This is a genomic window from Actinomycetospora sp. CA-084318 (genome assembly GCF_050955885.1).
Taxonomy (GTDB): domain Bacteria; phylum Actinomycetota; class Actinomycetes; order Mycobacteriales; family Pseudonocardiaceae; genus Actinomycetospora.
Genome location: NZ_CP192098.1, coordinates 4,604,179 through 4,625,965 on the forward strand (window position 1 = coordinate 4,604,179; position 21,787 = coordinate 4,625,965).

The window sequence follows — 21,787 nt, forward strand, 5'->3', positions numbered from 1 at the left end:
GGGTGACAGCAACGACGCTTCGCTGCCACAGGGGGCCGGGACCCGGGGGTGGGATCAGACCTGCTGGGTCGACCACAGCCGCGCGTACCGACCCCCGGCCGCGAGCAGCTCGTCGTGCGTGCCCGACTCCACGATCCGCCCGGCGTCCATGACCACGATGCGGTCGGCGGTCGCGGCCTGGACCAGCCGGTGCGCCACCACGATCCCGGTGCGGCCCTCCAGCACCCGGTCGGCCGCGGCGTCCAGCGCCCGGGCGCCGGAGCTGCCCGCCTCCGCCGTCGCCTCGTCGAGCACCGCGACCGGCGGGTCGGCCAGCAGCAGCCGGGCGAGGGCGAGCTGCTGGGCCTGCGCACCGGTCAGGGTGTGCCCGCCGGCGCCGACGACCGTGTCGATCCCGTCAGGCAGCGCCGCCACCCACCCGGTGGCGCCGACCGCGTCGAGGGCGGCGGCCAGGTCGTCGTCGAACGCCGTCGGTGCGGCGAGCCGGAGGTCGTCCGCGAGCGGGCCGGCGAAGACGTGGACCTCCTGGGTCACGAGCCCGACCCGACCCGCGTGCACCGCTCCTGTCGTTGGGACGTGGACCCCCGCGACGAGCCCGGCGAGCGTCGTCTTCCCCGCGCCGCTCGCGCCGACGAGGGCCACCCGGGCGCCGGCGGGCACCTCGAGGTCGACGTCGGAGAGCACCTCGTGGTCCGCCACGTAGCTGTGCGAGACCCCGCGGACGGCGACCGTGCCGTCCTCCCCCGGCGCCCGCCCGGGCTCCGGTTCCAGGTCGGCCACCCCCACCACGCGGGCGAGCGAGGCCCCGGCGGACTGCACGGTGTCGAGCAGGAAGAGCGTCTCGTTGATCGGGGTGAACAGGGCGATGAAGTACAGCGCCGCCGCGCTCGCCGTGCCGACCGAGGCCGCGTCGATCGACACCAGCCACGTCCCCGTCGCGAGCACCGCCGCGATCCCGAGGAACTCGGCGAGGTTCAGGCGGCCGAAGAAGCCGGTCTGCAGCCGCACCACGCGCAGGGCGAGCGCTACGACGTCCGCGGCGCGCGAGGAGACCCGCTCCCGGTGCTCGTCGTGCACCACCAGCGAGCGCACGGTGCCGATCCCGCCGACGGTGTCGAGCAGCTGCTGCTGCTGGGCGCCCCCGACCCGGCGCTGCTCGGCGTAGAGCGGCGTCGACCGGCGCAGGTACCAGCGAGCGGTCAGGGCCTGCACCGGCAGCGCGACGAGGGCGGCGATCAGGAAGCGCCAGTCCAGCGCGGCGAGCCCGACGAGCGTCGCGACGATGACGAGCCCGCCCCGCGCGACGTTCGGGACCGCCTCCCGCACGGCGTCGCCCACGAGGGACAGGTCCGAGGTGACCCGACTCGTCAGGTCGCCCGAACCCGCCTCCTCGACCCGCGCGAGCGGCAGCGACAGTGCCCGCGCGACGAAGCGTTCCCGCAGGTCGGCGAGCAGGCCCTCCCCGGCCCGGGCGACGAGGACGCCGCCGAGCACCGCCAACGCGCCCTGCGCCAGGGCCGCCGCGACGAGGCCGAGCACGGGGGCGGTGACCGCGTCGGGTCCCCGGCGGTCGACGACGACGTCCACGACGAGGCCCAGCAGCGGCGCGACCGCCATGCTGGCGCCCGCGCTGGCGAGCAGGGCGAGGAGCCCGCCGAGCACGATCCCGCGCCGCTCACGCAGCAGGCCGCCGAGGACGGCGCGGATGCGGGGACCCGACGCGACGGGCAGCAGGGTCCGGCTCATCCGAGCGCTCCGCGGTAGGTGGGGTCGTCGAGCAGGGCGGCGTGCGTCCCCGTCGCCGCCACGCGTCCGTCCACGACGTGCACCACCCGATCGGTCGCCGCCAGCAGCGCGGGCCGGGTGGCGACGACGAGCGTGGTCCGGCCGGTGCGCAGCGCGGCGACGCCCTCGGCGATGCGGGCCTCGGTCACGGCGTCGACGGCGGTCGTCGGGTCGTGCAGCACGAGGACGGGCGGGTCGGCGGCGAGCGCCCGGGCCAGCGCGAGCCGCTGCCGCTGCCCGCCCGAGAGCGACCGGCCCTGCTCGGAGACGGCGCTGTCCAGCCCGTCGGGCAGCACCTCGGCGACCTGGTCGGCGTGCGCGGCGGTCAGGGCGGGCCGGACGTCGCCCGCCGCGGCCGCACCGACCGCCTCGGCCACGGTGCCGGAGAACAGGACGGCGTCGTGCGCGGCGACCAGCACCCGCCGTCGGGAGTGCTCCGGGGCGAGGGCGGTCACGTCCGTGCCGTCGAGGGTCACGACGGCGGGAGCGGGCTCGGTCTCGCGGGCGAGTACCCGGACGAGCGCGGCCGCGTCGGCCGGGTCGGCGCAGACCACGCCGACGTGGGCACCCGGCTCGAGGTCGAGGTCCACGCCGTCGAGGACGCCGCGGAGCCGGAGCTCGCCCTTCGCCGGATCGGTGGGCTCTCCTTCCGAGCGAACGGCACTCTCGCAGCTTCTATGTGCGCGAGAGTGCCGTTCGTTCGCGTCCGGGGCGCCCACGCCGACCGCGTACGGCGAGGCCAGGACCTCGCCGATGCGCCGCGACGACGCCCGGCCCTGCGCGAGGCGACCGTTGACCCAGCCGAGGATCTGCAGCGGGGTGACGAGGAACTGCGCGAGCCCGACGGCGGCCACCAGCTCCCCGACCGAGATCACCCCGGAGGCGGCCAGGCGCCCGCCGACCAGGGCGACGAGGGCCAGGAACAGGCCGTTCATCGCGAGCACCGCGCCCTGGTAGAGCGCCTGCGCCCGCGTGGCGCCGAGGGTCGCGGCGAGCGCCGCCCGGGAGGCGCCGACGTACCGGGTGACCGCCGCCGGCTGGGCGCGCAGCCCGCCGAGCACGCGGAAGCCCTCGACGAGGTCGGCGGCGACGCCCGAGGCGCGGGCGGCCGCCTCCTGCTCGGGGCCGGACCGGCGCTCGAGCGGACGGCCGAGGTAGTGCACGGCGGCCAGGAGCGCGGGCGTGCCGAGGAGGACGAGCACGCCCAGCACGAGCGAGGAGGTCAGCAACACGGTGGCCGCGACCGCCATCGCGGCCAGCGCGGCGGTGGCCAGCGGCAGGGCGAAGGCGACGACGCCGACGCGCTTCGCGTCGTTCACCGCCACCGACGTGAGCTCGCCGGGCAGGCGCCCGGTCTCCGCACCGCCCCGGGGGTCGAGGACCCGGTCGGCGACCCGCAGCCGCAGCGCCTGGTCGGTGGTGACGTCCGCGTACCAGGAGCGGCGGGCGCCCCAGCGGTAGCAGAACGACAGGACGAGGAAGTCGAGCCCGAGCAGGGCCAGCCAGAACAGGAGGGCGGCCGGGTCGCCGGTGGCGACGGCGCGGTCGATGACCACACCGACCAGCACCGGGACGAGGGCCTCCCCCGCCTGGTGACCGCAGAACAGCACGGTGGCCGCCGCGATCGGGCCGCGGCGGGCGCGCAGGGCGTCGCGCAGCACCGGACGAACGGCACTCTCGGGTGCACGGAGCGCGCGAGAGTGCCGTTCGTTCGTCATGGGCCGGAGTCCTACCGCAGGGCCTGGGCCAGCGGCGGCACCATGGCGTCGATCGCGTAGGGCAGCGACAGCGGGCTGCCGAACCCGACCGCCCCGGCGAAGATCGAGGTCTCGCCGCCGAGGAACGCGACCCGGCCCTGCTGCACCACCGGCAGGGTGTTGAAGGTCGGAATCGTGCGGGCGCCGGCCTCGTCGGTGCCGAACACCGCGAGGGCGTCCTTGTTCAGCTCGCCGAGCTGCTCGGACGACAGCTCCCGGGTGGTCGGCGCGACCTGCAGGCCGAGCCCGGTGAAGGGCTGGGTGCGCAGGTCGTCGGTGCCCAGCGAGTTCGTCGAGCCGTTGGCGGTGAGGTCGACCGCGACGGTCTTCCCGGCGAACTGCGGGTTGGCGTTCTTGGCGTCGGTGAAGCGCTGCTCGACGCTCGCGATCACCTGGTCGGCCCGCGCGGACTCGCCGAGGGCCTGTCCGGTGATCCGGGTCTGCTCCTGCCACGGCACGGCCACGCCGTCCTGCGGGTCGGCGATCGTCGGCGCGATGCGCGAGAGGGCGTCGTAGTCGGCGCGCTCCATGTAGGAGTAGACGCCGAGGATGAGGTCGGGCCGCAGCGAGGCGACCTTCTCCACGTCGATCTGGTTGCCGCCGACGAGCTCGGGCCGCTGGCCGCCGAGCGCCTGCTGCGCCCACGGGCGGTTCGCGGCGTCGAACGAGCCGAGGAACTGCCGCTCGCCGACCGGCACGACGCCCAGGGCGAGGGCGAAGTCGACGTCGTTGTAGCCGACGGTGACGACCCGGACCGGCTTGTTCGGGATCGTCGTCGACCCGAACTTGTGGTTGATCGTCACCGGGAAGCCGGGGGCGGCGGGCGCCGAGGACGCGGCGGTGCCCGACTCCGGACCGCCGCCGCAGGCGGACAGCACGAGGGCGGCGACGAGGCCGAGGAGGAGCGCCACGAAGGGGCGTCGGCGGTGACTCATGGAATGCGGCTCCGGACGGACGGCAACGGTTCGGAGGTGAGGCTCACCTAATCCAGCCCGAAGGTCAACTGTCCGGATCGTCACGCTCGCGGTGGCGGCGACCGATCGGCAGGACCAGCGGGGTGCCGGACACCGGGTCCTCCACGACCTTCGCCTCCAGCCCGAACACCTCGCGCATCGTCGTCTCCGTCAGCACCTCCGCCGGGCTCCCCGAACAGGCGATCCGGCCGTCGTGCATGGCCACGAGGCGGTCGGCGTAGCGGGCGGCGAGGTTCAGGTCGTGCAGCACCATGACGACGGTCCGGCCCCGTTCCCGGTGCAGCCGCTCCACCAGGTCCAGCACGTCGACCTGGTGGGCGAGGTCGAGGAACGTCGTCGGCTCGTCGAGCAGCAGCACGTCGGTGCCCTGCGCGAGCGCCATCGAGATCCACACCCGCTGGCGCTGGCCCCCCGAGAGCGTCTCGAGCGGCCGATCGGCGAACTCGCTCGTCCCGGTCCAGGCCAGCGCCTCGGCGACCACGGCCTCGTCGTCCGGGCTCCACTGCCGGAACCACCGCTGGTGGGGATGGCGCCCGCGCGCGACGAGGTCGGCGACCACGAGCCCCTCGGGGGCGACCGGGTCCTGGGGCAGCACGCCGAGCACGGTCGCCACCTGCTTCGACGGCATCCGGTCGATCCGCTCGCCGTCGAGCAGCACGTGGCCGTGCCGCGGTGCGAGCAGCCGCGCCATGGCGCGCAGCAGCGTCGACTTGCCGCAGCCGTTGGGCCCGATCACGGCGGTGACGGTGCCCTCGACGACGTCGAGGTCGAGGCCCCCGTCCGCGCCGACGACCAGGCGGTCGTCGTAGCCGACCTGCAGCCCCTCGGTGCGCAGCCGGGTCCGGATCGCCTTCTCGACGGCGGGTGTGGTCAGGTCCGTACTCACACGGTCCTCCTCCGGGTGCGGCGCACGAGCAGGTAGAGCAGGTAGGGGGCGCCCACGACGACGGTGACGACCCCGACGGGCACCGCCTCGCCGAGCACGGTGCGGGCCACGAGGTCGGCCGCCACGACGAGCAGCGCGCCCCCGAGGGCGGAGGCGACGAGCGGGGGCCGCGACCCGCCGGAGAGGCGCAGCATGATCTGCGGGACGACGAGCGCGACGAAGCGGATCGGTCCCGCACACGCGGTCGCCACGGCGGCCAGCACCACGGCCACGCCGACCACGCCGGCCCGCGCCCGGTCCACCCGGACCCCGAGCCCCCGGGCCGACTCGTCGCCGAGCTCCAGCGCGGCCAGCCGGAAGGCGAGCACGATCGCGAGCGGCAGTCCGATCGCGACGACGATGCCCGCCGGCACGACGTTCTCCCACGAGCGGCTCGCCAGCGACCCGCGCAGCCAGGTGAGCACCTGGCCGGCCTGCTGGACGTTCGCGGAGACGAGCAGGTAGGTCGTCAGCGACACCGCGGCGGAGCTGATGCCGATCCCGACGAGGAGCAGGCGGAAGCCGTCGAGCCCCTTCCGGTAGGCCAGGCCGTAGACCAGCGCGGCCGCGACCAGGCCGCCCGCCAGCGCCGCGATCGGCGTCCCGACCGGCGACACCGCGAGCCCCGACACGCCAGCACCGCCCGCGAGCACCACCGACGCGACGGCGAACAGGCTCGCGCCGTCGGTGACGCCGAGGGTGTCCGGGCTGGCCAGCGGGTTCCGGACGACGGCCTGGGTCAACGCGCCGGCGAGCCCGAGGGCGGCGCCCACGAACACGCCGGTGAGCGTCCGCGGCAGGCGCAGCTCGGTGACGATGTAGGCGTCCGCGGAGTCGCCGCCGCCGAGCAGGATGCGGATGACCTCGGTGACCGGGATCGGGAAGTCGCCGCGCCCGAGGTTGACCGCGGAGACCAGCACCAGCGCGACGGCCGCGACGAGCGCCACCACCACCGCACGGGTCCGCCACACGCCCGTGACCGGCCCGACGCGGAAGCCGCGGCGAGCCGTCGTCAGGACCCCGCGACGGGAGGATCCGCCCGCCCCACCCTCGTCAGGGGTCCCCTCACGCGGCTGGGGCGGGCGGATCGTCCCCTCACGTCGGACCGTCACAGCCGCGCCAGCTTCCGGCGGCGCACCAGCGCGATGAAGAACGGCGCCCCGACCACGGCCAGCACGATGCCGACCTGCAGCTCCCCGGGCCGCACCACCAGCCGGCCGACCACGTCCGCGACCAGCACCAGCGTCGCGCCGCCCAGACCGGCGACGGGCAGCAGCCAGCGGTGGTCGGGCCCGGTGAAGAAACGGGCGATGTGTGGCGCGACGAGCCCGACGAACGAGATCGGCCCGGCCACCGCGACGGCCGACCCCGCGAGCAGGGTGATCGCCGCGATGCCGAGGGCGCGGGCGCGGCCCACGTGGTGGCCGAGGCCGCGGGCGGTGTCCTCGCCGAGGGCGAGCACGTTGAGGCCGGGCGCGTTCGCCGCGGCGAGGACCAGGCCCGCGAGGATGAACGGGGCGATCTGCAGCGAGGCGGCCGAGTCCTTGTCGTCGAGGGCGCCCGCGGACCAGAAGCGGTAGGCGTCGAGCGACGCGGTGTCGCGCAGGACGAGCGCCGAGGTGATCGCGATGAGCAGCTCGCTCACGGCGACGCCGGCCAGCGCGAGCGTCACCGGGGTCGGTCCGCCCGCCCGGCTCCCGCCCAGCGAGGCCAGGGCGAACACGAGCACGCTCGCGAGGGCGGCACCGGCGAAGCCGAACCACACCGTGCCGTAGAGGCTCGTGACGCCCAGGACCTGGATGGCGAGCACGAGCAGGAAGCCCGCGCCGGCGCTCACCCCGAGCAGTCCCGGGTCGGCGAGCGGGTTGCGGGTGTGGCCCTGCATCAACGCTCCGGCCACGCCGAGCGCGATCCCGACGAGGATGCCGAGCAGCGTCCGCGGCACCCGCAGGTCCTGCACGATCGCGACCGACTGGTCGACCCCGGTGCCGGTCAGCCCGGCCCACACCTGGGCCGGGCTCAGCAGGGCGGCCCCGACCATGATCGAGAGCACCGCGGCGACGACGAGGGCCACCAGCGCGATCCCGACGACGAGCGTCGGCCTCCGGGTGCGAGGGACACGTGTCCCCGCCGGTGGTTCGGCGAGCGCGGTCACGTGGCCCCTCCTCGAGGACTCGACTGAGGTGAGCCCAACCTAACCGACGCGGGTCACGGACGGGGACAGGAGGATGTCCCACCGTGACCGAGACCCTGCCGCTGACCGGCGAGCGCACCGTGCCGGGCATCCCGGCGGAGAACTACTGGTTCCGCCGGCACGAGGCCGTGTACCTGGCACTGGTCGAGGACTGCCGGGACGCGGTGGTGCTCGAGGCCGGCGTCGGGGAGGGCTACGGGGCGGCGCTGCTCGCCGGTGTCGCGGACCGCGTGATCGGCCTGGAGCTGGAGGCGGCGACGGCCGCGCACGTCCGCCGGCGCTACGGGCTGGACGTGGTGCGCGCCGACCTGCAGCGCCTCCCGCTGCCGGACGCGTCGCTCGACGTCGTCGTGAATCTCCAGGTCATCGAGCACCTGTGGGACCAGCCGGGGTTCCTGCGGGAGTGCGCCCGCGTGCTGCGCCCGGGCGGGCGGCTGCACTGCTCCACGCCGAACCGGCTGACCTTCTCCCCCGGGAACGCCCTCGACGACCGCCCGCTCAACCCGTTCCACACCCGCGAGCTCGCGGCGGAGGACCTCACGGCGATGCTTCCCGACGCCGGGTTCTCCCGCGTCGAGGTCCGCGGGCTCCACCACGGCGCGGTGCTGCGCGAACGGGATGCGCGCCACGGCGGGTCGATCGTCGACGCCCAGATCGCGCTGGCCCTGTCGGACGACCCGTGGCCGGCGGAGCTGCTCGACGACGTCACGGCGGTGTCGGTCGACGAGTTCGACCTGCGGGCCGACGACGTGGACGCCTCGCTGGACCTCGTCGTCAGCGCGGTACGGCCGACCTGACGCCGGTGTGGACGAAGTCGTCTCCCTTGTAGAGCAGGGGCTCCCCGGTCTCGATGGCCAGCGCGTAGGAGAAGCAGTCGCCGTAGTTCAGCTTCGCCGGGTGCCCGGAACCCCGCCCGAAGTCCCGGTGCGCCTGCCGGGCGATCTCCGCCTGGCGCGCCGTGAGGTCGACGATCTCGATCGCCGCCGTCTGCAGCAGGGCGTCGAGCGTCCGACTCAGCACCGGTTCCCGGTGCCCGTCGATCACGATGGCGACCTCGAGATACGTGGCCGCTGACACGCGGGTCCGCGACGATGCGGCGAGGGCACGCGCGTACCGCTCGGCGTCCTCCTCGCGCCGCAGGATCGCCACCAGCGCCGACGAGTCGACGATCACCGCGGCAGCCCCGTCTCCTGGTCGTAGAGGAATGCCGTCGGATCCTCGTCCGGGTCGTACGGCCCCCACCGCGCGGCCGCGTCGGCGGCGATCTCGCGAATCGCGGCCAACCGCGCCTCGAACTCGTCGTCCTCGGTGCGCAGCGACAACCGCGCGAGCCGCTCCTTCACCGCGGTGGTCACGGCCTCGGTGAGGCTCTCACCGGTCTCGTCGGCCAGCTGCCGGGCGAGGGCGTAGGTCTCGTCGTTCTTGATGTTCAGCGCCGTCACGGCCGCTCCTCCATGGTGGAACGCCGACGGTAGCACGGTGGAACGTCACCGCAGTTGCGGCTTCGGTTTCCCCTCCCACAGCTCGCCACCGGTGAGCACGTAGACGAACGGCACCACCGGGACCAGCGCCAGGACGCCCCAGACGATCTTCGCGGTGCCGCTGAGCTCGGGGCGGACGATCAGGTTCAGCCACACCAGGATCACTGCGATCGGATGCAGGAAGCACACCAGCAGTTCCGCGAGCTTCTTCATGGCGCGCCTCCTCGACGGGCGGCCCCGGCGTGACCGCCGTCGGGCGACCGTACCGTCGGCACCCGGGGTCGATCTTCCACTACCCACCGGTAACCTGCGGGTCCCGGTGCGAAGGAGGCCGATGGAGGGCACGTTCTGCCTGGTCCTGCACTCCCACCTGCCCTGGCTGGCCCGGCACGGGTCGTGGCCGGTCGGTGAGGACTGGCTCTACCAGGCGTGGGCGCACTCCTACCTGCCGGTGGTCGACGTGCTGCACCGCCTGGCCGAGCAGGGCCGGCGCGACGTGCTCACCCTCGGCGTCACGCCCGTGCTCGCCGCCCAGCTCGACCACCCGTACACGCTGCGCGCCATGCACGCCTGGCTCGCCGACTGGCAGCTCCGGGCCCACGCGACGCACCGCCGACTCCCCGACACCGCCGTCCGCGAGCACCGCGCCGCCGCGACGGCCCTGGAGACCTTCGAGGGCACCTGGCGGCACGGTGGATCGCCGGTGTTCCGCGGACTCGCCGACTCCGGCGTCGTCGAACTGCTCGGCGGCCCGGTCACGCACCCCTTCGGCCCGCTGCTGCCCGGGCGGGTCCGCCGCTTCCTGCTCGACGGCGGGCTGCGCGACACGACCCGGCGCCTCGGCGCCCGTCCGGAGGGCATCTGGGCGCCGGAGTGCGGCTACGCGCCCGGCATGGAGCGGGAGTACGCGGCGGCCGGGGTGCGGCGGTTCCTCGTCGACGGCCCCGCCCTGCACGGGGACACCGCGGCGGCGCACCCGGTCGACGGGTCGGACGTCGTCGCGTTCGGCCGCGACCTGGAGGTCACCTACCGGGTCTGGTCCCCGCGCGCGGGCTACCCGGGCGGCCCCGACTACCGCGACTTCCACGCCTTCGACCACGCGTCCGGCTTCAAGCCGTTCCGGGTGACCGGGAGGAAGGTCGCCGAGAAGGCGCCCTACGAGCCCGACCGGGCCGCGGCCGCCGTCGGGCGGGACGCGCAGGACTTCGTCGCCACGGTGGTGGCGCGGCTGCGCGAGCTGCGGGCCCGCCGGGGGCGGCCCGGCCTCGTCGTCGCGGCCTACGACACCGAACTCTTCGGCCACTGGTGGCACGAGGGCCCGGCGTGGCTGGAGCAGGTGCTGACGCTGCTGCCCGAGGCCGGGGTGCGGGTCACCACGCTGCGCGGGGCGGTCGAGGCCGGGCACGTCGAGGAGCCGGTGGTGCTCCCGCCGTCGTCGTGGGGGTCGGGCAAGGACTGGCGGGTGTGGGACGGCGCCGCGGTGCGCGACCTGGTCGCCGACAACACCGAGGTGGCGACCCGACTCCTCGCGGCGGTCGACGGCGTCCCGCGGTCGACGGGGCGGGACACCACGCTCGATGCGCTCGCCGTGCAGGCGGCGCTGGCGCTGTCGAGCGACTGGGCGTTCATGGTCACGAAGGACTCCGCCGCGCACTACGCCCGGCGGCGGGCGTCGGAGCACCGCGACCGGGTCCGGGAGCTCACCGACCTGCTCCCGGCCGGCCGGCACGAGGAGGCCGCGCGCCGGGCCGCGGAGTTCGCCGCGCAGGACGATCTGTTCGGGCACCTCGACGCCCGGCACCTGGTGCCGACCCGATCCCGGGTGCTGGTCGACGCATGAAGATCCTGCTCGTCTCCTGGGAGTACCCGCCGGTGGTCGTCGGCGGGCTCGGCCGGCACGTCGGTGCGCTCGCGACGCACCTCGCCGCGCAGGGCCACGACGTCGTCGTCCTGACCCGCCAGCCGACCGGCACCGACGCCTCGACGCACCCGACGACCGACACCGTGCAGGGCGGCGTCCGCGTCCTGCGGGTCGCCGAGGACCCGCCGCACCTGGAGTTCGTCCGCGACCTCGTCGCCTGGACGCTCGCGATGAACCACGCGCTGCTCCGCGCGGCGACGGGGCTCCTGCGCGACTGGCGGCCGGACGTGGTGCACGCCCACGACTGGCTCGTCGCCCACGCCGCGATCACCCTGCGCGAGCTGGCCGACGTGCCGCTGGTCGCGACGATCCACGCCACCGAGGCCGGGCGGCACGGCGGCTGGCTCTCCCAGCCGCTCAACCAGCAGGTGCACAGCGTCGAGTGGTGGCTCGCGAACGCCGCGGACGCCGTGGTGACGTGCTCGCACGCCATGCGCACCGAGGTCGCCGACCTGTTCGACGTGGACCCGGACCGCATCACCGTGCTGCACAACGGGATCGACGCGCGGGGCTGGGCCCCCACCCCGGTGGCAGCAAAGCGTCACTCCTTGCACTCAACGCCAGAAAACCCACATCGTCGATCCGGCCCGCCCACCCTCGTCACGTTCGGCCGCCTGGAGTGGGAGAAGGGCATCCAGGACGTGATCGCCGCGCTCCCGGCGATCCGCCGTGCCCACCCCGGCACCCGGCTGATGATCGCCGGCTCCGGCTCGCACGCCGCGTGGCTGGCCGCCCGCGCCCGCGAGGCCCGGGTCCGGCGGGCGGTCGTCATGCTGGGCCACGTCGACGACGCCGAGCTCACGCGCCTGCTCGGCGTGGCGTCCGCGGTGGTGCTCCCGTCGCGCTACGAGCCGTTCGGGATCGTCGCGCTGGAGGCCGCGGCGGCCGGCGCGCCGCTGGTCGCCAGCCGGGCCGGCGGGCTCGGCGAGGTGGTGCTCGACGGGGTCACCGGGCTCTCGTTCGACCCGGGCGACGTCGCGGGCTGTGCCGCCGCGGTGGTCGCCGCGCTCGACGACCCGGAGGCCTCCCACCGGCGGGCCGCCACCGCCCGCGAGCGGCTCGACTCCGACTTCGCCTGGCCGACGATCGCGGCGGACACCGTCGCGCTCTACCGCGCCACCCGTCGTCGGGACGGCCTGGAGCTGAGCCGCCCGAAGATCCCCGGCGGGAACGTCTTCGGCCGACCCTGAGCCGACCCCGACCCGACGTCTCCTGTCGGAACCTCCAAGACCGCGGGAGGAACCGCGGGGCCGCTTCGTGCGCCCGCGACATGGTCGGCCGGTCCGGCGCGGCGCGATGGTGACGTGGCTCCCACCTGCGCCACGAAGAGGTGACCCGTGTCCGCCACGAAACGCCGTCCCCATCCCGTCGACGAGGTGCTGCCGCCCGGCCGGCTCGCCGTGTACGGGTTCCAGCACGTCCTCGCCTTCTACGCCGGCGCGGTGATCGTCCCGATCCTGCTGGCCGGCGCGATCGGGCTCTCCGAACGCGACCTCATCCACCTGATCAACGCCGACCTCTTCACGTGCGGCATCGCCTCGATCATCCAGTCCGTCGGGTTCTGGAAGGTCGGGGTGCGCCTGCCGCTGCTGCAGGGCGTCACCTTCACCGCCGTGTCCCCGATGATCGCCATCGGGCTCGCGGCCGGCGGCGGCACGCAGGGGCTCCTGACGATCTACGGGTCGGTGATCGTCGCCGGGCTCGCCACCTTCTTCGTCGCCCCGTACTTCAGCCGCCTCATCCGGTTCTTCCCGCCCGTGGTCACCGGGTCCGTGATCACCATCATCGGCATCGCGCTGCTGCCGGTCGCCGCGGCGGACGCCGTCGGCGGCGCGGACCACCCGGCGCCGACCGACCCGCGGAACCTCGCCTACGCGCTGGGCACGCTCGCCGTCATCGTGCTCATGCAGCGGATGTTCCGCGGCTTCCTCGCGACGGTGGCGGTGCTCGTCGGGCTGGTGCTCGGCACCGCCGTCGCCTGGCTGCTGGGCGACGCGACCTTCTCCGCCGTGGGCGACTCGTCCTGGTTCGGCGTCACGACCCCCTTCTATTTCGGCTGGCCGCAGTTCAGCGCGGCCGCGATCGTCTCCATGGTCGTCGTCATGCTGATCACCGCCGTCGAGACCACCGGCGACGTCTTCGCCACCGGCGAGATCGTCGACAGGCGGGTGGGCCGGGAGGACGTCGCGCGGGCCCTGCGCGCCGACGGGCTCTCCACGACGATCGGCGGGGTCCTCAACTCGTTCCCGTACACCTGCTTCGCCGAGAACGTCGGCCTCGTGCGGCTGACCCGGGTGAAGAGCCGCTACGTCGTCGCCGCCGCGGGCGTGTTCATGATCGTGCTCGGGCTGCTGCCGAAGGCCGGCGCGATCGTGGCCGGCATCCCGCACCCGGTCCTCGGCGGCGCCGCCCTCGCGATGTTCGCGACGGTGGCCGTGGTCGGCATCCAGACGCTCTCGCGCGTCGACTTCAACGACCACCGCAACGTCGTCATCGTCGCCTCCAGCCTCGGTCTGGCCGTGTTCGTCACGGTGGAGCCCGACGTCGCGCAGGCCGTGCCGGAGTGGGCACAGATCATCCTCGGGTCCGGCATCACGATCGGCAGCCTCACCGCGATCGTGCTCAACCTCGTGTTCCACCACCTCGGCCGGCACGAGGGCCCGGCCGTCGCGGGCGCGCCGGGCGCGGGCAGCGTGCGGCTCGAGCAGGTCAACGCGATGAGCCGCGCCGAGTTCGTGGCGACCTTCGGCCGCCTGTTCCAGGGCGCCGACGCGGTCGTCGGGCGGGCGTGGGAGCGTCGCCCCTTCGCCGACACCGCCAACCTGCGGGCCGCGTTCCAGGAGGCCCTGTTCGCCGCGCCGCCGGAGGAGCAGCGCGCGGTGATGGCGGCCTACCCCGACCTCGGCGGCGTCGTCTGCGACGACCCCGACACCGAGGACTCCGAGCGTGACCAGGCCTCCGCCGGCCTCACCCGCCTCGACGACGACCGGCGCGCCGAGCTGGCCGAGCTCGTCGGCGCCTACCGCGAGCGCTTCGGCATCCCGCTCATCCTCTGCGTCCGCGACGCCGCCGGACGCGACACCGTGCTCCGCGACGGCCACCGGCGGCTGGAGAACTCCGCCACCCAGGAGCACGCCGCGGCGCTGATCGAGATCGCCAAGATCGCCAACCACCGGTTCTCGGACCTCGTCGCCGACGCCAACCCCATCCACACCGCCCGGGCCCGTGCCTTCGGGCGCGACCGCTAGCGACCAGCAGAGGAGAACACCGTGGGCATCGTCCTCGGGGCCAACCAGTACGGGAAGGCCGAGAACCGGGTCGTCCGGATCCACCGCACCACCGCGCGGCACGAGATCCGCGACGTGACCGTCACGACCGCGCTGCGCGGCGACTTCGAGGCCGCGCACCGCCACGGCGACCAGGGCGCCGTGCTGCCGACCGACACCCAGAAGAACACCTGCTACGCCTACGCCAAGGAGCGCGGCCTCGACCAGATCGAGGACTACGCCCTCGCGCTCGCCCGCCACTTCGTCGACGACGTCGCCCCGGTCACCGGGGCCACGATCGCCGTCGAGGAGCTCGGCTGGCGTCGCGTCGCCGAGCACGACCACACCTGGGAGCGCAGCGGCCCCGCCGTGCGCACCACCGAGGTGGTCGCGGACGCCGACGGCGCCACGGTGACCTCCGGGGTGAAGGACCTCGTGCTGCTCAAGTCGACCGGCTCGGAGTTCGCGGGCTTCCTCACCGACCCCTACACCACGCTGGCCGGGACGCACGACCGGATCATGGCCACCTCGCTCGTCGCGACCTGGCGGTACACGAGCACCGGCCTGGACTGGGACAAGACGTTCACCGACGTGCGGCGCATCCTCGTGGAGCGCTTCGCGACGGTGCACTCGCTGGCCCTGCAGCAGACGCTCTGGGAGATGGGGCGCGCCGTGCTCGAGGCGCACGAGGAGATCGCCGAGGTGCGCCTCGTCGCGCCGAACAAGCACCACTTCCTCGTCGACCTGGCCCCGTTCGGCCTGGAGAACCCCGGCGAGGTGTTCCACGCCGCCGACCGTCCCTACGGCCTGATCGAGGCCACCGTCACCCGGGACTGAGCCCGCCCGGCCCCCGGGAGCGCAGGGCGAGGAACACGTCGACCCGGTCGGCGAACCGGCCCAGGTCCCGGCCGGTCAGTTCCTCGACCCGCCCGATCCGGTAGCGCACGGTGTTGACGTGCAGGTGGAGCCGGTCCGCGACCCGGCTCCACGACCCGGAGTGGTCGAGGAACGCCTCCAGCGTGCCGACGAGGTCGGTGCCCGTGCGCTCGTCGTGCTCCAGCAGCGGCCCGAGGACCCGGGCCGCGAACGCCCGCCGCATGTCGTCGGGGACGGCGGCGAGCAGCGCCACGTGCGAGGTCAGCTCCGCCCCCGTGACGACGGCGAGTCCCCCCGCCCGGGTGCGCGCGAGGTCACGCGCGTGCCGGGCCTCCTGCATCGCCCCGGACAGCGCCGCCGCGCCGTAGGGCGCGCTCGTCCCCACCGTGAGCCGCAGCGTCCCGAGCGCCGGCGCGAGCCGACCCAGCGCGGCCTCCACGGCTGCCGCCTCCCCGGGCAGCACGGCCACCGCCAGCCCGTCCCGGGTCCCGACGACGGGCGGGTCGTCCCCCGTCGTCGCGTGCGACGCCGCGTCCACCAGCACCGACCGGGCGGTCTCGAGCAGGTCGGGGCGCTCCCGGTCGCCCTCGCGGAAGCCCGCCACGGCCACCACCAGCGGCCCGCCGGGGTCCAGCCCCGCCTGGCGCAGCCGCACCGCGGTCTCCGGCCGGTCCGCCCCGCCGTCGGCGACGAGCCCGATCGCCTCGTCCGCGATCTCCCGCGCCACCCGCAGGCCCTCCCCGCGGCGCGCCCGGTCCAGCGCGGCGATGGCCACCAGCCCGCCGACGCCGTCCGCGGTCTCCGGGTCCCACTCCGGGTGCGCCCCCGCGACCGCGACGAACCACGACGTCATCCGCTGCTCCGACGCGGGTCCGACCGGGAACACCGAGTGGATCGAGCGGTCGGGTCCGGGGACCCGGACGACCGCCGGGAGCCGGGGCGCCGTCAGGAACGTCCGCACCGCGGCGTCGAGCACCGTGGGCGGCACCGGCCCGCCGCCCGCGACCGACCGCCCCGTCGCGGTGAGCACGTGGCACGCGCGCCCGGTCGACGCCGACACCCGCGCGGTGACCTCGTCCAGCCCCATCCCGCCCGCGACCGCGGTGAGCAGCTCCCGCTGCCGGGACAGCGACAGCGCGAGCCGGTCCCCGCGTGCCGCGGCGAGGGCCCCGACGACGAGCTCGGTGACGTCGGAGAACGACGTCGGCTCGGGCACCGCGAGCAGCGGCAGGTCGTGCCGCCGGCAGGCCTCGACGACGTCGTCGGGCACCCCGCCGAACACCGCGGCCCCCGCGGCGAGGGCCGCCGCGCCCGCCTGCGCGACCGCCGCGACGAACCGCTCGCTGTCCGCGGGCGCGTTCCGCCACACCAGGCCGCTGATCACCAGCTCCCCGCCGGACAGGTAGCGGGACGGGTCGATCAGGTCGGTCGTGTACACCCAGCGCACCGACCGCTCGAGCGTCGCGGCGTCCCCGTGCAGGACCGTCAGGCCCAGCCGGGGGTGCGCGACGAGCTCGCGGAGCAGCATTGGAGGAACGTACAAGCGGGGCCGCGGATCCGGGAGCACGATTCGTGAGCGGCGCGGATATCGACGGCGCCGCCGCGTCGCTGTACTCGCTGTCATGAACTTCCTGACGCCGACGACCTGGGCGGACGCCCTCGCGGCGAAGGCCGAGCAGCCCGACGCCGTGCCGGTGTCGGGCGGGACCGACGTCATGGTCGAGCTCAACTTCGACCGCCGCCGCCCGGCCGCGCTGCTCGACCTGACCCGCGTCCCCGACCTGCTCACGTGGAGCCACGACGACGGACGCGTCCGGCTCGGCGCCGGCGTCCCGTACGCCCGGGTGATCACCGAGCTCGGCCGCACGCTGCCCGGCCTCGCGATGGCCGCCCGCACCGTCGGTTCCCCGCAGATCCGCAACCGCGGCACGGTCGGGGGCAACCTCGGCGCCGCCTCCCCCGCCGGGGACAGCCACCCGGCGCTGCTGGCCGCCGACGCCGTCGTCGAGGTGGCCTCCGTGCGCGGCGTCCGCCACGTCCCGGCGGCCGAGTTCTACACCGGGGTGAAGCGCAACGCCCTCGCCCCCGACGAGCTGATCGCCGCGGTGCACGTCGCGCCCGCGTCCGGTCCGCAGCAGTTCTGCAAGATCGGCACCCGCAACGCGATGGTCATCTCGGTGGCCGCGTTCGGCCTCGCCCTGCACCCGGAGCGCCGCGCCGTGGGCACCGGGATCGGGTCGGCCGCGCCGACGCCGCGCCGGGCCGACGACGCCGCCGCGTTCCTCGCGGGCGAGCTCGAGGCGGCCGGCCTGTGGGAGAGCCGCGGACCGCTGCCCGTCGCGCTCGCCACCGAGTTCGGACACCGCGTCCGGGCGGCGGCCGCCCCGATCGACGACGTCCGCGGCAGCGCCGCGTACCGCCTGCACGCCCTCGCGGTGATGGCGCGGCGGGCCCTGACCTGGGCGTGGGACGCCCACCGCAGCACCGACGAGACGAGGGCCGCCTGATGAGGATCACGCTGACGGTGAACGGCGTCCGCCGTGAGGCCGACGACGTGTGGGAGGGCGAGAGCCTGCTGCACACGCTCCGGGAACGGCTCGGCCTGCCGGGCGCGAAGAACGCCTGCGAGCAGGGCGAGTGCGGCTCCTGCACGGTCTATCTCGACGACGTGCCGGTGTGCTCCTGCCTGGTCGCGGCGGGGCAGGCGCAGGACCGGGCGGTGACCACCGTCGAGGGGCTCACCCCGGACGACGAGGAGCAGGACCTGCACCCGGTGCAGCAGGCGTTCCTCGCGTGCGGCGCCGTGCAGTGCGGCTTCTGCACCCCCGGTCTCGTCGTCTCCACCCACGACCTGCTGGCCCGCAACCCCGAGCCCACCGACCCGGAGATCCGCGAGGCGCTCGCCGGGAACCTGTGCCGCTGCACCGGCTACGAGAAGATCCTCGACGCCGTGCGCTGCGCCGCGGCGGAGGTGCGGTCGTGATCGTCGAGGGCGCCCACGTCGTCACCGTCTCCGGCGCCGAGCACCCGGACGGCCACGTCGTCGTCGAGGGCAACCGGATCGTCGCCGTCGGGCCCGGCCCCGCGCCGGACCGGGCGGGCCACACCGTCGTCGACGGCCGCGGCTGCCTGCTCACCCCCGGCTTCGTCAACACCCACCAGCACCTCTACCAGTGGGTCACCCGCGGTCTCGCCGTCGACGCCACCCTCTTCGAGTGGCTCACCGCCCTCTACCCGGTGTGGGCCGGGATCGACGAGGACGCGGTGCGCACCGGCGCCTCCGGCGCCCTCGCCCAGCTCGCCCTCACCGGCTGCACCACCGCCGCCGACCACCACTACGTCTTCCCCCGCGAGGGCGGCGACGTGCTGGCCGCGGAGATCGACGCCGCGGCGGCGGTCGGGCTGCGCTTCCACGCCACCCGCGGATCGATGGACCTCGGCCGCAGCGACGGCGGGCTGCCGCCCGACCACGTCGTCGAGGACCGAGAGCGGATCCTCCTCGCCTCGGAGGCCGCGATCGACCGCTGGCACGACCCGTCGTCGGACGCGATGCTGCGGATCGCCCTCGCGCCGTGCTCCCCGTTCTCGGTCACCGGCGAGCTGATGGCCGCCTCGGCCGAGCTGGCCCGCCGCCGCGGCGTGCTGCTGCACACCCACCTCGCCGAGACCCGCGACGAGGACGACTTCTGCCGCGAGCGGTTCGGCTGCTCCCCGCTGGACTACGTCGAGGGCCTCGGCTGGACCGGGGAGGACGTCTGGTTCGCCCACGGCATCCACTTCGACGACACCGAGGTCAAGCGGATCGGCGCCACCCGCACCGGCGTCGCGCACTGCCCGTCGTCGAACGCCCGCCTCGGGGCCGGCGTCGCCCGCACCCGCGACCTGCGCGACGCCGGCGCCCGCGTCGGCCTCGGCGTCGACGGTGCGGCGAGCAACGAGGCGGGGAGCCTGCTCGAGGAGGCCCGCCACGCCGTGCTGTTCGCGCGCGCCGTCGGCGGCCCCACCGCGCTGACCGTCCGCGACGGCCTGACCCTCGCCACCCTCGGCGGCGCCACCGTGCTCGGCCGCGCCGCCGACCTCGGCTCCCTCGAACCGGGCAAGCTCGCCGACCTCGCGCTCTGGCGGATCGACGGCCTCGCCCACGCCGACGTCGCCGACCCCGTCGCCGCCCTGGTGCTCGGCACCCCGCCGCCGCTCGAGCTGCTGCTCGTCGACGGTCGCCCGGTGGTCGAGCGCGGCCGCGTCGTCACCGTCGACACCGACACGATCGCCCGCGACTGCGCCGCGGTGCACCGCACGCTCCTGGAGACCCGATGACGACCACCGAGACCTCCCGTACCGCCGGCGGCGTCGGCGCGAGCCCGCTGCGCCCGGACGGACGCCTCAAGGTGACCGGGCAGTTCGCCTACGCCAGCGACCTGTGGCACGAGGACATGTGCTGGGGCGTCACCGTCCGCAGCCCGCACCCGCACGCCCGGATCGTCGGGATCGACACCGCCGCGGCGCTCGCGGTGCCCGGCGTCCGGGCCGTGCTCACCGCCGTCGACGTCCCGGGGCTCAACGCCACCGGGCTCGAGCACCTCGACACCCCGGCGCTGGCGGAGGACGTCGTCCGCTACCAGGGGGAACCGGTCGCGCTGGTCGCCGCCGAGGACCCCGAGACCGCCCGCCGCGCCGCCGCCCGGGTCGAGGTCACCTACGAGGTGCTGCCGGCCCTCACCGACCCCCGCCGCGCGCTCGACGACGACGCCCCGCAGGTGCACGCCGGCGGCAACCTCGTCCGCGAGATGCACATCCGCCGCGGCCAGGACGACCCCACCGCACCCGTCGTCGTCGCCCTGGACTTCGAGGTCGGGATGCAGGACCAGGCGTTCCTCGGCCCGGAGTCCGGGCTCGCCGTGCCCGACGGCGAGGGCGGGCTCGACCTCTACGTCGCCACCCAGTGGCTGCACGTCGACCAGCAGCAGGTGTGCCGCGTCCTCGGCCTGCCGCCCGAGCGCACCCGGCTGCACCTGGCCGGCGTCGGCGGCGCGTTCGGCGGCCGCGAGGACCTCTCGATGCACGTGCACGCCGCGCTGCTCGCGCTGCACACCGGTCGCCCGGTGAAGATGAGCTACTCCCGCGAGGAGTCGTTCTTCGGCCACGTGCACCGCCACCCCGCGTGGCTGCGCTACGAGTTCGGGGCCGAGCACGACGGGCGGCTGGTCTACGCGAAGGCCGACATCCTCTTCGACGGCGGGGCCTACGCCTCCTCGACCCCGGCCGTCGTCGGGAACGGCGGGACGCTGGGCCTCGGGCCGTACGCGATCCCGAACGTCCGCGTCGACGCCCGCGGCGTCTACACGAACAACCCGACGTGCGGGGCGATGCGCGGCTTCGGCTGCGTCCAGGCGGCGTTCGCCCACGAGGCCCTGATGGACGAGCTGGCCGACACCCTCGGGATCGACCGGGTCGAGATCCGCGCCCGCAACGGCATGCGCGAGGGCGACCGGAACATCACCGGACAGTTGATCGACTCCGCCGCCCCCGTGGCCGAGCTGATCCGCACGGTGGCCGACCTGCCCCTGCCGCCCGCCCGCGACGAGACCGGCGCCGACCTGCGCGACCTGCCCGGCGGGGTCTCCAACACCACGCACGGCGAGGGCGTCGTCCGCGGCGTCGGCTACGCCGTGACCTACAAGAACGTCGGCTTCTCCGAGGGTTTCGACGACCACTCGACCGCCCGCGTGCGCCTCGAGCTCACCGGCGACGAGCCCCTGGTCACGGTGCACACCGCGGCCGCCGAGGTCGGGCAGGGCCTGGTCACCGTCGAGCAGCAGATCTGCCGCACCGAACTGGGCGTCGAGCACGTCGTGGTGCACCCCAAGGACACGACCGTCGGGTCCGGCGGGTCGACCTCGGCGTCGCGCCAGACCTACGTCACCGGCGGCGCGGTCAAGGCGGCGTGCGAGGCGGTCCGCACCGGCGTGCTCGCCCGCGCCGAGGGCCGGCTCGGCCGGTCCGACCTGCGCCTGGAGGGCGACAAGATCGTGGGGGCCGACGGCGAGGTGCTCGCCGGCCTCGCCGACGTGCTCGCCGACGGGGCGGTCGAGGAGACCGTCGAGTGGCGCCACCGGCCCACGTACCCGATCGACCCGGAGACCGGCCAGGGCGACGCCCACGTGCAGTACGCCTTCTCCGCCCACCGCGCGGTCGTCGACGTGGACGTCGAGCTCGGCCTGGTGAAGGTGGTCGCGCTGGACACCGCGCAGGACGTCGGGAAGGCGATCAACCCCGACGCGGTCGTCGGCCAGATCCAGGGCGGCAGCGCCCAGGGCATGGGCCTCGCGCTCATGGAGGAGGTCGTCGTCACCGACGGGCACGTCCGCAACCCGTCGTTCACCGACTACCTCATCCCGACGATCCTCGACATGCCGCCGATGCAGGTGGAGGTCCTCGAGTACGCCGACCCGCACGCGCCGTACGGCGTCCGCGGGGTCGGCGAGCCGCCGACGATCTCCTCGGGCCCCGCCGTCGCCGCGGCCGTCCGCGCGGCGACCGGGAAGGCCCTGCGCCGTGTCCCCCTGCGCCCCGAGTACCTGACCGGCACCTGAGATCGGAGGACCTCC

Annotated in this window: 19 protein-coding genes; 9 read left to right on the forward strand and 10 right to left on the reverse strand. The window is 75.2% G+C overall.

Annotated elements, in window-relative coordinates; translation table 11 throughout:
• Positions 1 to 54: 54 nt before the first annotated feature.
• From ACQPYX_RS22545 to ACQPYX_RS22570, 6 genes are all read right to left on the reverse strand, one after another.
• Positions 55 to 1,746, reverse strand: coding sequence for an ABC transporter ATP-binding protein (locus ACQPYX_RS22545; protein ID WP_433799505.1), 1,692 nt, complete (start codon positions 1,744 to 1,746; stop codon positions 55 to 57).
• On the reverse strand, positions 1,743 to 3,503 hold the full coding sequence (locus tag ACQPYX_RS22550) for an ABC transporter transmembrane domain-containing protein (protein ID WP_433799506.1): 1,761 nt from the start codon (positions 3,501 to 3,503) through the stop codon (positions 1,743 to 1,745). Before ACQPYX_RS22550 ends, ACQPYX_RS22545 begins: the two co-directional genes overlap by 4 nt.
• 11 nt (positions 3,504 to 3,514) lie before the next feature.
• A complete protein-coding gene (locus ACQPYX_RS22555; protein WP_433799507.1) occupies positions 3,515 to 4,477 on the reverse strand; it encodes an iron-siderophore ABC transporter substrate-binding protein in 963 nt (320 codons plus the stop codon).
• Between the two features lie 64 nt (positions 4,478 to 4,541).
• Positions 4,542 to 5,402 carry an ABC transporter ATP-binding protein gene (locus ACQPYX_RS22560; RefSeq protein WP_433799508.1) on the reverse strand — a complete coding sequence of 287 codons (861 nt, stop codon included), beginning with the start codon at positions 5,400 to 5,402 and terminating at the stop codon, positions 4,542 to 4,544.
• On the reverse strand, positions 5,399 to 6,412 hold the full coding sequence (locus ACQPYX_RS22565) for a FecCD family ABC transporter permease (RefSeq protein ID WP_433799509.1): 1,014 nt from the start codon (positions 6,410 to 6,412) through the stop codon (positions 5,399 to 5,401). The genes ACQPYX_RS22560 and ACQPYX_RS22565 overlap by 4 nt, the downstream gene beginning before the upstream one ends.
• Positions 6,413 to 6,549: 137 nt before the next feature.
• Positions 6,550 to 7,596, reverse strand: coding sequence for a FecCD family ABC transporter permease (locus ACQPYX_RS22570; RefSeq protein ID WP_433799510.1), 1,047 nt, complete (start codon positions 7,594 to 7,596; stop codon positions 6,550 to 6,552).
• Between the two features lie 83 nt (positions 7,597 to 7,679).
• Here ACQPYX_RS22570 and ACQPYX_RS22575 point away from each other — a divergent pair, with 83 nt between their 5' ends.
• Positions 7,680 to 8,432 (forward strand): class I SAM-dependent methyltransferase, encoded by a 753-nt coding sequence (locus ACQPYX_RS22575; protein ID WP_433799511.1) that lies wholly within the window; start codon positions 7,680 to 7,682, stop codon positions 8,430 to 8,432.
• On the opposite strand, the gene ACQPYX_RS22580 is transcribed toward ACQPYX_RS22575, so the two are convergent.
• From ACQPYX_RS22580 to ACQPYX_RS22590, 3 genes are read right to left on the reverse strand one after another with little or no spacing between them, the layout of a single operon-like run.
• A complete protein-coding gene (locus ACQPYX_RS22580) occupies positions 8,410 to 8,808 on the reverse strand; it encodes a type II toxin-antitoxin system VapC family toxin (RefSeq protein WP_433799512.1) in 399 nt (132 codons plus the stop codon). The genes ACQPYX_RS22575 and ACQPYX_RS22580 overlap by 23 nt on opposite strands.
• Positions 8,805 to 9,077: a type II toxin-antitoxin system VapB family antitoxin gene (locus ACQPYX_RS22585; RefSeq protein WP_433799513.1), complete on the reverse strand. Its 273-nt coding sequence runs from the start codon at positions 9,075 to 9,077 to the stop codon at positions 8,805 to 8,807. The genes ACQPYX_RS22580 and ACQPYX_RS22585 overlap by 4 nt, the downstream gene beginning before the upstream one ends.
• Before the next feature lie 45 nt (positions 9,078 to 9,122).
• Complete coding sequence (locus tag ACQPYX_RS22590) at positions 9,123 to 9,329, reverse strand: hypothetical protein (RefSeq protein ID WP_433799514.1); 207 nt, start codon at positions 9,327 to 9,329, stop codon at positions 9,123 to 9,125.
• Between the two features lie 121 nt (positions 9,330 to 9,450).
• Here ACQPYX_RS22590 and ACQPYX_RS22595 point away from each other — a divergent pair, with 121 nt between their 5' ends.
• From ACQPYX_RS22595 to pucL, 4 genes are all read left to right on the forward strand, one after another.
• A complete protein-coding gene (locus tag ACQPYX_RS22595; RefSeq protein ID WP_433799515.1) occupies positions 9,451 to 10,956 on the forward strand; it encodes a 1,4-alpha-glucan branching protein domain-containing protein in 1,506 nt (501 codons plus the stop codon).
• Positions 10,953 to 12,227 (forward strand): glycosyltransferase family 4 protein, encoded by a 1,275-nt coding sequence (locus ACQPYX_RS22600; protein WP_433799516.1) that lies wholly within the window; start codon positions 10,953 to 10,955, stop codon positions 12,225 to 12,227. Before ACQPYX_RS22595 ends, ACQPYX_RS22600 begins: the two co-directional genes overlap by 4 nt.
• A 147-nt stretch (positions 12,228 to 12,374) precedes the next feature.
• Positions 12,375 to 14,285: a 2-oxo-4-hydroxy-4-carboxy-5-ureidoimidazoline decarboxylase gene (gene uraD, locus ACQPYX_RS22605; protein WP_433799517.1), complete on the forward strand. Its 1,911-nt coding sequence runs from the start codon at positions 12,375 to 12,377 to the stop codon at positions 14,283 to 14,285.
• 21 nt (positions 14,286 to 14,306) lie between these two features.
• Positions 14,307 to 15,140 (forward strand): factor-independent urate hydroxylase, encoded by an 834-nt coding sequence (gene pucL, locus ACQPYX_RS22610; protein ID WP_433799518.1) that lies wholly within the window; start codon positions 14,307 to 14,309, stop codon positions 15,138 to 15,140.
• Here the strand turns inward: pucL and ACQPYX_RS22615 are convergent.
• Complete coding sequence (locus tag ACQPYX_RS22615) at positions 15,127 to 16,707, reverse strand: PucR family transcriptional regulator (RefSeq protein WP_433799519.1); 1,581 nt, start codon at positions 16,705 to 16,707, stop codon at positions 15,127 to 15,129. The genes pucL and ACQPYX_RS22615 overlap by 14 nt on opposite strands.
• 94 nt (positions 16,708 to 16,801) lie before the next feature.
• Between ACQPYX_RS22615 and ACQPYX_RS22620 the strand changes: the two genes are divergently transcribed.
• Genes ACQPYX_RS22620 through pucD form a run of 4 tightly spaced genes read left to right on the forward strand, consistent with a single transcriptional unit; the run spans position 16,802 to position 21,772 of the window.
• Positions 16,802 to 17,686, forward strand: a complete 885-nt coding sequence (locus ACQPYX_RS22620; protein WP_433799520.1) for an FAD binding domain-containing protein — start codon at positions 16,802 to 16,804, stop codon at positions 17,684 to 17,686.
• Complete coding sequence (locus tag ACQPYX_RS22625; RefSeq protein WP_433799521.1) at positions 17,686 to 18,162, forward strand: (2Fe-2S)-binding protein; 477 nt, start codon at positions 17,686 to 17,688, stop codon at positions 18,160 to 18,162. The genes ACQPYX_RS22620 and ACQPYX_RS22625 overlap by 1 nt, the downstream gene beginning before the upstream one ends.
• Entirely contained in the window at positions 18,159 to 19,496 is a 1,338-nt protein-coding gene (locus ACQPYX_RS22630) for an 8-oxoguanine deaminase (protein WP_433799522.1), read from the forward strand. Before ACQPYX_RS22625 ends, ACQPYX_RS22630 begins: the two co-directional genes overlap by 4 nt.
• Complete coding sequence (gene pucD, locus ACQPYX_RS22635) at positions 19,493 to 21,772, forward strand: xanthine dehydrogenase subunit D (RefSeq protein ID WP_433799523.1); 2,280 nt, start codon at positions 19,493 to 19,495, stop codon at positions 21,770 to 21,772. Before ACQPYX_RS22630 ends, pucD begins: the two co-directional genes overlap by 4 nt.
• Positions 21,773 to 21,787: the final 15 nt, after the last annotated feature.

Coding starts and splice junctions, on each gene's coding strand:
- ACQPYX_RS22545 (WP_433799505.1), bottom strand. CDS start 1,746: ATGAGCCGGACCCTGCTGCCCGTCGCGTCGGGTCCCCGCATCCGCGCC.
- ACQPYX_RS22550 (WP_433799506.1), bottom strand. CDS start 3,503: ATGACGAACGAACGGCACTCTCGCGCGCTCCGTGCACCCGAGAGTGCC.
- ACQPYX_RS22555 (WP_433799507.1), bottom strand. CDS start 4,477: ATGAGTCACCGCCGACGCCCCTTCGTGGCGCTCCTCCTCGGCCTCGTC.
- ACQPYX_RS22590 (WP_433799514.1), bottom strand. CDS start 9,329: ATGAAGAAGCTCGCGGAACTGCTGGTGTGCTTCCTGCATCCGATCGCA.
- ACQPYX_RS22595 (WP_433799515.1), top strand. CDS start 9,451: ATGGAGGGCACGTTCTGCCTGGTCCTGCACTCCCACCTGCCCTGGCTG.
- ACQPYX_RS22600 (WP_433799516.1), top strand. CDS start 10,953: ATGAAGATCCTGCTCGTCTCCTGGGAGTACCCGCCGGTGGTCGTCGGC.
- ACQPYX_RS22615 (WP_433799519.1), bottom strand. CDS start 16,707: ATGCTGCTCCGCGAGCTCGTCGCGCACCCCCGGCTGGGCCTGACGGTC.
- ACQPYX_RS22620 (WP_433799520.1), top strand. CDS start 16,802: ATGAACTTCCTGACGCCGACGACCTGGGCGGACGCCCTCGCGGCGAAG.
- ACQPYX_RS22625 (WP_433799521.1), top strand. CDS start 17,686: ATGAGGATCACGCTGACGGTGAACGGCGTCCGCCGTGAGGCCGACGAC.
- pucD (WP_433799523.1), top strand. CDS start 19,493: ATGACGACCACCGAGACCTCCCGTACCGCCGGCGGCGTCGGCGCGAGC.